Here is an 11,819-nt window from a genome sequence, read left to right as displayed (position 1 = left end):
GCAAACTCGGGCCCACAGGTTGCGCTCTGGGGTAAGGGGCACGGTGTCAGTGCGCGAATTTCTCCTTCGCGGCGGCGGTGACCGGAGCGAAGAAGTTGAGCAGGTTGCCGTCGGCGTCGCGGACCAGCAGCGACCGGTTACCCCACGGCATCGTGGTCGGTTGCTTGACGACCTCGGTCGCCAAGCCGGAGACATTCGCGTAGATCGCGTCCACGTCCTCGACGAGGAACTCGATGATCACGCTGCGGTTGGCAGATGGGGCAGTCGCACCCGGGACGAGCGGTTCGATATTGCCCAGGCTCGACAGCGCCAATGTGGCGCGGCGAGTGCGGATCTCGGCGAATTCCGGTGTGGACCACACCGCGGTGAGCCCGGTGGCCTTCTCGTAGAACCCTGCCAGGCGTGCCACGTCGTCGGTGATGATCCGGACCGAGAGGAAGTCCATGGCGTTCTCCTTTGCTCGCTGAACTGCTACTTTCCCGATGCTAGAACCAATAGTGGACAGATCCGGTCCACTATTCGCGCTAGCGTTGTGACCGTGACTCGACCGACTGTGCGGGTGCTGGCCCTGCTCGAACTGCTGCAATCGGGCGGCACCCGAACCATGACCGAATTGGCTGAGCACCTTGGGGTCGACACACGGACGGTGCGCCGCTATATCGACCACCTGATCGATCTCGAGGTCCCGGTCGAGGCGGTACGCGGACGCTACGGCGGCTATCGCCTCACCCCAGGCTTCCGGTTGCCGCCATTGATGTTCAGCGACGACGAAGCCCTCGTGGTCCTGCTCGGGCTGATCGCCGGACAGAGGACCGGACTGACCGCGGCAGCGGCCACCGCGAACGAGACGGCGGCCGCCAAAATCCGGCGAGTACTACCGGCCCGCTTGGCCGATCGGCTCACCAGCGTCCTGGAATCGGTGTCGTTCACCGAACCGCCCGGCCGATCCGAGGCCCCCGAGGCCGCGGTCCTGCTCGCCGTCACCGACGCCGTACACCACCACCGCCCGCTCTCGATCCGATACACCGACCGCCACGGCCGGCCCACCCGACGCATCGTGCATCCACACGGCGTCATCGCGCACGCGGGCCGCTGGTACGTCACCGCCACCGACCCCGACCTGGCGCAGGGCCGCACATTCCGGCTCGACCGCATCACCGACGCGAGAACACTGCCAGGATCGTTCGAGCCCGCCGCCGACTCAGACCCGGCGCAATCGCTGCTGACCGGATTCGCCACCGCGCCCTACCGGCACGAGGTGATCGTGCGCATCCACGCCACCCTCGACCACATCCGGCATCAGCTGCCCGCGAGCATCGCTGTTTTGGAAGACCTCGAACCACACCGGGCACCCGATCCCGCCACCGAACGCTGGTACCGCGTCGAGATCCGCGCCGAGCGACTCGACTGGCTACCCTCGATACTGGCAGCCCTCGACCGGCCCTTCACCATCGACCGGCCTACCGAATTACGTTCCCTGGTCACCGAATTCGCCGACCGATTCACCACCCGCGCCCACCACGCATAAGGACTCCTCAACTCCGCCCACGACAAAGGTGAGGATCACGAGTCCCGAGCAGGCGTGCGTTGTCGTACCACGGCCACAGTCGATCATGGCGACGGCACGGTCATCGGCATGTGCGCGCATTGCCCACAGCGTGAGACCCTCTGCCCGTTGGTCTTGTGACACCACGCGACGGCCGCTTCGGTCAGCGCGGTATGCGGCAATTCCGGATGCGTAGAACTGGGCTGTCGCGATGTTCCAGTACCACGGATGGGTCTTTCTACGGCAACCGCTGCAGCAGTCGATGACGAGCCGTCGCTGCGGCTCGAGGAGATCAGGCCCCAGCTGGCGTCATCAGTTTTCGCCGATGCCAACGGATCTCGACCGTGCTGCGTGACGTCGTCAATGGCCGATAATCGATGTCGGATTTCACCAGCAGAGCGAGGGCCGGCATCGGCGACGGTCGCCGTTGTCTTTCGCACCGGTCGGAACGCCGTTTCAACACACTGCGCCAGCGCGGGCAGCCAGTGCTCACCGCTTATCGATGCGGACGCCGTTCCAGGGCGGTGGGGCATCAAGTAGCGCTGGATCGTTGCCGGCCAGGAACCGGTCGAAGAAGGCTACGGAGTATGCGGCGACGATCTCGTGGCCGAGCTTTCCACCAATCGGTCCTGAGAGCGCGAGCAGCTCCGCCATCGGTGTCCAGCTCGGGGCGTCGGTGAAGTTCACATGGAACATGCCAGGGATCTCGACGTAGTAACCGTATCCCGGAGGGCTCAGCGCGAACACTTTTCGCTGAGTGGTGAGGGTTTCGTCGATATCGTGGTCCGGCCAGCCGCCGCTACGGCTCCGTTCCAGCAGCATGGAATCGGCATCGCGAGTCAGAAACATGCTCGGCTGCCGCAGGCCATCGCGCACAGCATCCGCGGGCATTGCAGCATCCATCATCAAGCATGCCCGCAGCCGCGTGTCGGCGTGACATGCCTGGCCGACCACCATGGCGCCGAGTGAGATACCGAATGCGCCGACCTGATCCAGGTCGAGTCGATGGGTAAGCAGCCCCTGCGGATCCGAGGTATTCAACCGCGCCAGCTGATCCAGGGCGAAGCTGACATCCTGTGCGAGATAGGGGATTAGACCGTTCGGTAACTCGACACCACCGAGTGTGGGTGCAGGCGTGATCGGTGTGATGCTCTGCTCGATGGCGGGGTACACCCGATCCTTGGTCCATCCGGCAATCGTGCGCCCGTCAGGAAATACGGTCGCAGCGGCGGTGTATGGCTGATCGAGACCGACCACGACGAAGCCGCGTGACACCAGTTGCTCGACTTGGAACATGTTGGACTGACGGAAACCACCGAGCCCTGAGGCGAAGACCAGCACAGGGTATTTGGGACGAGTCGATGCCATCGGCGGCATCTGAGTAGCATGGGTGGGAACCATGTCCCAGAAGTCGAAGACGAATCCGGGGATATGAAGAAGCCGGCCTGCTGCGCCCGACAGTGTCGTTGCGTCCGAAACGTAGGGCGCTGTAGGGGCTTTGGCCCCGGGGTCGGCTGGATACCAGACCTGTGCCATCAGCTCGCGGCGGGCAGCGGGATCAGTGCTGAAGATTTCCCGTCGATCAGCGTCGCGCCAATGGTAGGTCACCGTGCCGATCGCGTATGGCCCAGCAGGTTGTGGAAGCCGAAAAACCGGAACAACAACCGGCGCCGTCGCAGAGACGACGAACACGACGATCCCGATGCTCATCCCGACACAGCGGCCCCATCGTGACCGGTGCGCGGGGCGGGCGACCCGCAGCAGCCATGACACCCCGATCGCGGCACCCAGCGCGTACGCCGGAATCATGGGCCAGCGGTATCCATCGACCATCACTTGGGCAACCGCCGCAAGGGGCGGGATAGTGGGTAGATGCCGAAGCTGGCGCAGCCGACCCCGCAACGGTGCCCACAACGCGGCCAAACCTGCGGCATTCGCAAAACAAAACAAGATCTCGGCTAGCCTCACCCATCCGATTCTGCCCACTCGTGCCGGTGAGGATCGCGCCACACGAGGTCGGGGCGTGACGGGGCGGGCTACGGCAATGGAATGGCCGACTCGGCACTGATCACCGGCGTCTCCCGGCAACCCGAGCACGAAGGCAAACTGCGCGGAAACTACCTGATGGCGGTCAGCCTGGTCGATGCCGTGTACTTCATCAACCTGACCTTCATGGCGCTGTTCGCCTTCGCGGCCCCGGGCAAGTAAGCCATGGCCTCTACCGGAATCCTTGCGGGACAGAACTTCCTGATTCCGAACGGCACCTTCTTCGCCGAGTGACCGGCGGCCGGTATGCCACCGACACCGCCGGATGCAACGAAATGCTTTCTGCGGGAGAGTAGTTCACCGATCGGGTCTGGGCCATCGAGGGCTGCAACGGCATCGGACGCCACCTGGCGCACCGGCTGGTCCACGACGGCGAGACCGTGATCGACGTGCCCGCGAAACTGTCGGCCCAGGTCCGGGTCTTCGCCACCGGCAACGGCCGCAAAACCGATCCCGTCGACGCCCACTCGGTCGCCCTGGCCGCCCTGCACGCACCGAACCTGCGTCGCGTCGAAGCCGACCCGGAACTGGTCGCTCTGGGTATGCTCGCCGACCGCCGCGACGAACTCGGCCGGGCCCGCACCGAGACCCTGTGCCGGCTGCACCGGCTACTCGAGCTGGTTCCCGGCGGCGCCAAACAGTTCCTGTCGGCCAGACAAGCCCGCGAGGCCATCGCCTCGATCCTGCCGCGGGACGCGGCCGCCCGAGTCCGGCTGCGCCTGATCACCGAGCTGATCGAGGATCTGGAAACCATCGACCGCAAGACCAAGGCCGCCGACAAAGAGTTGCGGGCGCTGGTCCTCGAACGCGGGTCGACCCTGATGGATCTACACGGCATCGGGCCTTCCGGCGCGGCACGGCTTCTGGCCGATACCGGCGACATCGGCCGCTTCGCCACCCGGGACCGGTTCGCGTCCTGGAACGGCACCGCACCCCTGGACGCCTCCTCCGGCGACCAACAACGGCATCGGCTCTCCCGCGCCGGCAACCGCAAGATCAACCGGGCCCTGCACATCATGGCGATCGTCCAACTACGCAACCACACCGCCGGCCGCGTCTACTACGACACCCGCAGAGCGGGCGGGAAGACCTCGATGGAAGCACTGCGCGCCCTCAAACGCCGCCTGTCGAACACCATCTACACCCGGATGCTCGCCGATCAGCAGCGCCGCGAATTAGCAGGCCCGGGAGGGCAATCGGGGACGACTCCTGACTCCAGCGTGACCGGCTCCAACCCGCGCACCGGTCCTTCGGACAAGCCACATCCCGGACCCACCAACAAGGCTAGCTCCGCACCTACACCGACGTCTTGACATAGAGGGGTGCCAGTAGCGGACATCCCCCCAGTGAACGCACCAGATCAAGCGAGCTGCGACGGCAGTCCCCGGTCATAGATCGCGAGAATGTCAGTTGCATTCGACAGCGCGTCGACGACAGATTCTGCCGGTGTGCGGTAAAGCTCTGGATAGTCGATCTCGCCGCGCCGGGAGTCGACGGGGAATGCGAGCCGTTCCTCGCCCAGCGAGAATTCCACCGCAACATCGGCGCGGTTGCCGCGGGGGTCTTGCCGATGCCAGGCCCCCTCGAGATGCACGGCAACCAGACCGTGGAGAACGTGCCCATCACCGTGAGTCAACCGCTGGTAGCACAGTGCGGTGGGGATCCCGTTGCCTCGCAGAATGGCGGCGAGCAGATGAGATTTCGCGTAGCAGAGGCCCACTCGCTGGTCGAGAACGTCCGACGCACGCAGCGTCACATGAGGATCGCGTACATCGTAGGAGTGTGCGACGTTGTCCCGTACCCATTCGAATGACCTCCGGGCACAATCGATCTCACCGTCGGATCTCGACCGAATCTGGGCCCCGAGCGCACGAACCTCCGGATGGTCGACCTCGATGATTGGGTCGTCTGCCAGATAGGCGGCTGGGGTCAACGCGGCTAGCGGTGTAAACGACATGACCAAACCTTAGAAGAATCGGCCTCGGCCAGACGTCGTGTAATCGGCAGTTCCGTGCGTTCGGCCGGCCGCGTCTCGGCCGGTCCGAGCCACCCCGTGAGCGCGCAAACAGTGTGTTCGCTGAATGCGCATGTCCGCGCGCTGGTCGTTCAGGTCTTGGGGGACCTTCAGCCGGAACAGTGCCCCGAAAAATCGGGGCACACAATATGAAACATAAGTGCTTCACAGTCGATAGCCTCGGGAACCTCTGCACCTACCTAGCTGGGGGACCTACCGTGTCCAAATTTGACACTCGAACGATGCTTCGCGCATCACTCGCCGCCGCAGCGCTTCTCGCCGGACTGGCCGCAGCCAAAGGCGCCGCCGTAGCTGCTGCACCGATTACCCTTCAGCCCGCCGCACCGATTGGGAACTCGACCTCGCCCGCGACGGTGTCGGCAACAGGATCGTCGACCGGGTCGGCCTACCTCGACAACATCCTCCGATGCGGCCTGGGCCCCTGCTGGGGCATCGGGTCCGGATAATCGAAATCCCAGCTGGAACTGGGATTCCGAGCCGTTTCGCCGTCACCGAAACCTCCCGCAGCACAATCCCTGCGGGAGGTCCGCGCGTCCGAGAATCGATCTCCTGCAGCACCCGCCACACACACCCGACGAGGACCCCAACGGTGGATTACGCTCGTATCTTCACGATTGCGATACCCGCATATCTTGTCCTCGTGACCGCCGAATGGATTTCCTGGCGTCACATCGCGGGCAGTGATCGCAAGAACGGATTCCATGGCCCCGATACCATGAACAGCCTGGTCATCGGCATCGCAAGCAAAGCAACCGGCCCGCTGGAGAACCTGCTCGTCCCATTCTCGTTCGTCCTCGTCGCCGCCGCGTTGACGCCGATTCACCTGCCCGCCGACCGCTGGTGGACCTGGATCACCGCGTTCGTGGCCACCGATTTCTGCTACTACTGGGGACACCGAGCCGACCACCGGGTCCGCATCCTCTGGACCGCCCACAGCGTGCATCACTCCAGCGAGCAGTTCAACATGTCCACCGCACTCCGAATGCCCGCCCTGATGCCCTTCGCCACCTTCCTGCACAACGCGGCGTTCGTGCCCGCGGCCGTGATCGGAGTCCCACCGTTCATCATCCTGTTCTGGCAGCTCGCCAGCACAATCTTCCAGTGGCCCTTGCACACACAACGCATCGGCTTCCTGCCCACACCGATCGAATACGTCTTCAACACCCCCTCCCACCACCGCGTTCACCACGGCTCCAACAACCCCTACCTGGACAAGAACTACGGAGGCGTCCTCATCATCTGGGACCGCATCTTCGGCAGCTACGCGCACGAAACCAGCCCCATCACCTACGGCCTGACCAAGAACATCGGAACCTTCAACCCCATCAAGACGAACTTCCACGAATTCATCACCATGCTGGCCGACATCGGCCAGGCGCCGGGCACACAAACGGTGCTGCGCGCCGTCTTCGGCCCGCCCGCCGCTCCGGCACACCCGAGGACCACCACGCGAACGTAGTGCCGAAGGAGCTCGCCCAACCGTAAATCTCGCGGCCGAGTCGGGAGACACAGGCGCAGGCCGTGGCCTGCGCGAGCACGGTGAGGACTGCGCAATCGCCCCACCCTTCGCTGCGGGAATCTCTCCAGATCCGGACCAGCCCAAGTCCAGTCGAATCACGCCGCTACATCCACCGCGTATGTGACCCTGCCTATCTCATGGAGCACGTACGGATCCTGGCCCTCGCAGTCTGCCGCGCTGTCCAGATCAACGGAACAGGATGCACGACATTCGGCATGAGCGCGCACTCGAGTTCAGCGGGCGCTGGATACCCATGCGACGCTGACACCGGATCTGGTCGTGGCCGGCCCCGTCACCAGCCGACATGCAACGGCTCAGCTGTGTCAGGCGCTGAGGGTGCGCAGAGGCGCACTCGCTATCGACGTCCGGTGGGGCTTTCCCGCGCGGTGAGTGTGTGCATCTCGTCTGCTGTCTCGCCAATGAACCGGGACAGTTCACGGTCGCCGTCCTGGCGGGTCCATCGCCCGAAGGCGGTGTGCAGCACCGCTATTCCCGCCTGACCGGCCAGCTCCGCCGCAGTGTCGGCCACGCCTCGGTCCCGCAGTGCGTCCGCGATGGCCGCGGCGAAGGTGGCGCTCTTGATCAATTCCCGTTCCCGCAGTTCGGGATTGGCATCAACGACGACCTGCCGTTGCAGCACCAGCGGCCGTCTCGGTTCGAAGACCTCGGCCGCGATCTCCTCGAGCGCGTACACCACCGCAGCCCAGGGCGTGGCATGGGCGGGAGCCGCGCCGACCTTGGAGATCAGCAGGTCTCGCACTAGCTGCGAGCCGCCGAACAGCACTTCGCGCTTATCGGCGAAGTGGCGGAAGAAGGTGCGCTCGGTCAGTCCGGCGCGGGCGGCAATCTCGGTGACCGTGGTGCTATCGAACCCGTTCTCACGAAACAGCTCCAGAGCCGCCGTCTCCAGGCGGCCGCGCGCATTGGGTTCCCACCGGCTCACGACTCGATGTTACACGAGGTGATGACAGGAGCTGACATGAAGGCGTAACCTGATGTCAGAACCTGACATCAGCGACTCATCTTCCCTTCTACCCGGAGTGATTCCCATGCGTGTATTCGTCACCGGTGCGTCCGGTCATCTTGGATCCGCCGTCGTCCCCGCGTTGCGGGCCGCCGGTCACCAGATCGTCGGTCTGGCCCGTTCCGACGCTGCCGCCGCTGTGCTGCAAGCCCGCGGTGTCGAGGTCGTCCGCGGCAGCCTGACCGATCTCGAGCTTCTGGCCACGGCCGCCGCGGCCGCCGACGGCGTCGTGCACCTGGCCTATGACCATGAGGCCCTGGTCTCCGGCGATATCGCGGGCGCGGCGGCGACGGATTTGCGCGTCGCAGAGGCCATCGGGGACGCGTTGGCCGGCAGCGGCAAGCCATTCACGGCTGCCTCCGGGACGCTGTTGCTGGCCTCTCTGGGCCTGAACAGGCCCGGGCTGGAAACCGATGTGGCAGCGGAGAGTTCGCCACGTGTGGCGACCGAGAACCTTGTCATCGGACTGGCCGGGCGGGGTGTCCGGTCGTCGATGGTGCGGCTGCCGCCCATCGTGCACAGTCACCTCGACCACCACGGCTTCGCCCATGTCCTCATCGGCATCGCGCGCCGCACGGGCGTGGCCGGGTATCTTGGCGACGGCGCGAACCGCTGGCCTGCCTGCCATACCCTGGATGCGGCCGAATTGTTCCGTCTGGCTGTCGAATCCGCACCCGCGGGCACTCGCCTGCATGCTGTCGGCGACGAAGGCATCCCGTTCCGGGAGATCGCCGAGACTATCGGCCGCCGCCTCGGGCTCCCCGCTGCCCCCATCGAGCCGGACCAGGCCGCTGAGCACTTCGGCTTCCTGAGTTTCATCGCAGGCGCGGACAATCCGACCGACAGCTCTCTCACCCGGGAGGTTATGAGCTGGAAACCCACCCATCCCGGTCTCCTCGAAGATCTGGAGGAGGGCCACTACTTCGACGTGGCCTGAATGTTCGAGGGCTATTCGGCGATAATCATATTTCGGCGCTTCCTACGGTCCACTCCGAAGACGTGAGCTTTGCGTGGTGAGCCTACGCGACCGGCAGTTCTGCAAACCACACTGAAATCGGCGGTAGCGGACGTTCTGCCATCCTCAGATCGGCACGGCCACTTCATGTTCCGATGCCCGGTGCCAGGCCGTTTCGGCCAGCGCGGTATGCGGCGATGTTGGACGTTGGGTGCCGAGTAATCGACCGCCGGGGGATCCCGCTGTTGTGGTCCTTCTCGGCACGCGGCCATATCGCATCATGACGTGTACTCTCGCCCTCCCCGAATAGAAGAATGGTCCTGACCATATGAAATGGTCAGGACCTTTTCTTGTGTCTCATCCACACAGTCGGGGTGACAGGATTGGAATCTATGGTGCGTCGATGATGGGGTCGTCGCCGGAGCAGCCCGTCAAGGCCGGTCTCGACACATCGTCCTGACGCTACCTGCCGGACAAGGCACGGGCACGGACCCGCGGGGTCAGTTGTCGTTTGGTCGAATCCGTCGAAAATCCAACAGAATTCGGCATATGGGCTGGCCCCGCGACTGCGGCGCGCAGGTGTGGCAGCGCCGCTGGGATGGGTCGCACGATCCATTCGTGCCCGGCCGGGCCGGTGCTGCCAGCTGATGGCCGAGGTTTAGGGTCTTGTCTATGACTGACCGAAATGATGAGTCGGCGGTTTCCGAGCTGGTGGCCGAACATCGGATGGCCGGCGAGGTCGCGATCGTGACGGTACGTGGTGAGGTCGACATCGCTACCCGCGCGCAGCTCGAGCAGGCAGTGCGTACCTGCCTGGCCCGCACTCGCGGCGGGTTCTGTGTCCTGGATCTGACCGACGTGCGTTTCCTGGGCGGCCATGGCCTCGCGGCTCTTCTCGAGGTCAGTCGCAGTGCCGAAAAACTGCAGCAGCCCTTGCGTATCGTCGTCGACAGCAACCGGCCGGTGGTTCGTCCGATCGAAATCACCGGTCTGGAAGAGTTTCTCGCGCTCTACCACAGCGTCGAGGAAGCCCTGCGCGCCTGAGACAGCTACACAAGACACCTGAGTTCTGTGTGCGCCGACATGCGGCAGTCCACTCCGGCGGTGTTGTCATCGGAGCGGTTCGCCGACGGTACAGCGGCCACTCGTGACCCACCTGGAACGCCGTGAGCACCTCGAACGGCTGGGACTGCCCCATGGCCCGGTCCCGCTGTCCTAACCGGGACATCCCGGTCCAGCGGATGCTGGAAGTCGCCGCCGAGCACGACATCGAGGGCGTCATCGGCCATCGCCTGGAAAGCACCTACCGGGCCGGACGCTCTCAGGCGTGGCACAAGCAGGATCGGATACCGCCGCTGGGGATCCCGCCGTTCCAGTGCTTGACCGGTCAGGCGGCGGCCCATCGTGGCCAGGAACCGCCGCCGCTCCGCGGGCAGCACCGAGATGTCCAGGGTGTCGGCCCAGCCCGCGCAGGAACCCCAGCTTGTCGACCTCGGCCTTCACCGCAGCCGCAGCCGCGGAAGCCTCCACCGGGCCGGTCGACAACCACGTCAACCGCGACATCCCCAGCGACGGATCGACCACCGGCGATCACCGATCCGGAATCCCACGACCGCTGGATCGGGGCACGTCCGCCGACTGCGCGCTCGAGTCGAGCAAGACACAGGAGTCCTCTGGAGATCGCCTCGTACCCGTTGGCGGGTCCGGTCAGTCGATGGTGACGAGCCGCTTCCCACGGGCATGCCCGGTCTCGGCCAACTGATGCGCCTTGGCGATGTCGTCGAGCGCGTAGACGTCATCGATAACGGGCTGAAGTCGCCCGGAGTCGACGAATTCGGCGAGTGCGACGAGATCGGCGCGGCGGGATTTGGCCATGATCATCCGCACCCGTGGTCCGGGCAGCACGGTGCTGAGCACGGCGTATTTCATGCCGCTCGGATCGGTGCTCAGCATTCTGCCGCCGCGGCGCACCAGGCGGCGGTAGGTGGCCAGCGCTGTGCCGTGGCAATCGAGTATCGCGTCGAACCGGCCGCTGACGGCGGCAGGGTCGGCGTAGTCGAAAACCTTGGTGGCACCCAAATGCTGGCACAAATCGTGGTTGGCTGGACTGGAAACTGCGGTCACCTCCGCCCCGAACGCGACACCGAGCTGAATGGCCGCGCTACCCACACCACCGCTGGCCCCGACTACAAGCAGCCGGTGGCCGGGTGTCACTTTCAGCGTATCCCGCAGGGCCAGCAGCGCGGTCACGCCGCCGGTTGGCAGTGCCGCGGCGGCTACGGGATCGATCGTGGTCGGCGCTGGACCGATCGAGCTGGCATCGGCGACGAGGTATTGTGCCGCCGACCCAGCTTTTCCGGAAACCTCGCCGAGAAAGCCCCAGACCTGCGTTCCAGGGGCGAGGTCGCTGACGCCGGAGCCGAGCATGGTGATCTCGCCCGAGAACTCGCCGCCCGTCCGCTTGGGGAAGCGGCGTCCCGACATGAGTTTCATTGCACCGGAACGGATCTTCGCGTCCACCGGATTCACCGCAGTCGCGCGCACTCGCACCTGCACCTGCCGCGGACCCGGCTGCGGGCGGTGCACATCGCGAACCGAGAGCACCTCCGGATCGCCGTAGCGGTCGTATACAGCGGCGCGCATCAGTTGTGAAGTTGCGTGGTTCAACGAACTCCTTATGTCCGAGACATGTTG

General features: G+C 65.0%; 10 protein-coding genes and 2 pseudogenes. 6 read left to right on the top strand and 6 right to left on the bottom strand.

Annotated elements, in window-relative coordinates:
- Positions 1-46: 46 nt before the first annotated feature.
- Positions 47-445, bottom strand: coding sequence for a VOC family protein (locus GLP40_RS11415; RefSeq protein ID WP_154787872.1), 399 nt, complete (start codon positions 443-445; stop codon positions 47-49).
- A gap of 93 nt (positions 446-538) precedes the next feature.
- Between GLP40_RS11415 and GLP40_RS11410 the strand changes: the two genes are divergently transcribed.
- Positions 539-1,528, top strand: coding sequence for a helix-turn-helix transcriptional regulator (locus tag GLP40_RS11410; RefSeq protein ID WP_328290014.1), 990 nt, complete (start codon positions 539-541; stop codon positions 1,526-1,528).
- 507 nt (positions 1,529-2,035) lie between these two features.
- Here GLP40_RS11410 and GLP40_RS11405 read toward each other — a convergent pair.
- Positions 2,036-3,514, bottom strand: a complete 1,479-nt coding sequence (locus tag GLP40_RS11405) for an alpha/beta hydrolase family protein (protein ID WP_328290013.1) — start codon at positions 3,512-3,514, stop codon at positions 2,036-2,038.
- Between the two features lie 51 nt (positions 3,515-3,565).
- Between GLP40_RS11405 and GLP40_RS11400 the strand changes: the two are divergent.
- Positions 3,566-3,754 (top strand): annotated as a pseudogene (locus GLP40_RS11400) (F0F1 ATP synthase subunit C); the annotation flags it as partial.
- 155 nt (positions 3,755-3,909) lie between these two features.
- Positions 3,910-4,905 carry an IS110 family RNA-guided transposase gene (locus tag GLP40_RS11395; RefSeq protein WP_328290098.1) on the top strand — a complete coding sequence of 332 codons (996 nt, stop codon included), beginning with the start codon at positions 3,910-3,912 and terminating at the stop codon, positions 4,903-4,905.
- A 47-nt stretch (positions 4,906-4,952) separates the two neighbouring features.
- Here the strand turns inward: GLP40_RS11395 and GLP40_RS11390 are convergent, their stop codons facing one another.
- Positions 4,953-5,549, bottom strand: a complete 597-nt coding sequence (locus GLP40_RS11390; RefSeq protein WP_154787870.1) for a transglutaminase-like domain-containing protein — start codon at positions 5,547-5,549, stop codon at positions 4,953-4,955.
- 718 nt (positions 5,550-6,267) lie between these two features.
- Here GLP40_RS11390 and GLP40_RS11385 point away from each other — a divergent pair.
- A complete protein-coding gene (locus tag GLP40_RS11385; RefSeq protein WP_328290012.1) occupies positions 6,268-7,086 on the top strand; it encodes a sterol desaturase family protein in 819 nt (272 codons plus the stop codon).
- 415 nt (positions 7,087-7,501) lie between these two features.
- Here the strand turns inward: GLP40_RS11385 and GLP40_RS11380 are convergent, their stop codons facing one another.
- Entirely contained in the window at positions 7,502-8,089 is a 588-nt protein-coding gene (locus GLP40_RS11380) for a TetR family transcriptional regulator (protein ID WP_328290011.1), read from the bottom strand.
- 106 nt (positions 8,090-8,195) lie between these two features.
- On the opposite strand from GLP40_RS11380, the gene GLP40_RS11375 reads away from it, so the two are divergent.
- Positions 8,196-9,107 (top strand): SDR family oxidoreductase, encoded by a 912-nt coding sequence (locus GLP40_RS11375; protein WP_154787868.1) that lies wholly within the window; start codon positions 8,196-8,198, stop codon positions 9,105-9,107.
- A gap of 729 nt (positions 9,108-9,836) precedes the next feature.
- Positions 9,837-10,169: an anti-sigma factor antagonist gene (locus tag GLP40_RS11370; protein ID WP_196054629.1), complete on the top strand. Its 333-nt coding sequence runs from the start codon at positions 9,837-9,839 to the stop codon at positions 10,167-10,169.
- A 286-nt stretch (positions 10,170-10,455) separates the two neighbouring features.
- On the opposite strand, the pseudogene GLP40_RS34790 reads toward GLP40_RS11370, so the two are convergent.
- Both GLP40_RS34790 and GLP40_RS11360 read right to left on the bottom strand, forming a co-directional pair.
- A pseudogene (locus GLP40_RS34790) lies at positions 10,456-10,709 on the bottom strand (hypothetical protein); the annotation flags it as partial.
- 123 nt (positions 10,710-10,832) lie between these two features.
- Positions 10,833-11,768 carry an NAD(P)-dependent alcohol dehydrogenase gene (locus GLP40_RS11360; RefSeq protein WP_196054628.1) on the bottom strand — a complete coding sequence of 312 codons (936 nt, stop codon included), beginning with the start codon at positions 11,766-11,768 and terminating at the stop codon, positions 10,833-10,835.
- Positions 11,769-11,819: the final 51 nt, after the last annotated feature.

The sequence above is a fragment of the Nocardia aurantiaca genome (assembly GCF_009708175.1).
GTDB lineage: Bacteria > Actinomycetota > Actinomycetes > Mycobacteriales > Mycobacteriaceae > Nocardia > Nocardia aurantiaca.
Note: the sequence above shows the minus strand (reverse complement) of the source record. Positions and strands in the feature narration are given on the sequence as shown.

Coding starts and splice junctions, on each gene's coding strand:
- GLP40_RS11375 (WP_154787868.1), top strand. CDS start 8,196: ATGCGTGTATTCGTCACCGGTGCGTCCGGTCATCTTGGATCCGCCGTC.
- GLP40_RS11390 (WP_154787870.1), bottom strand. CDS start 5,549: ATGTCGTTTACACCGCTAGCCGCGTTGACCCCAGCCGCCTATCTGGCA.
- GLP40_RS11415 (WP_154787872.1), bottom strand. CDS start 445: ATGGACTTCCTCTCGGTCCGGATCATCACCGACGACGTGGCACGCCTG.
- GLP40_RS11360 (WP_196054628.1), bottom strand. CDS start 11,768: ATGCGCGCCGCTGTATACGACCGCTACGGCGATCCGGAGGTGCTCTCG.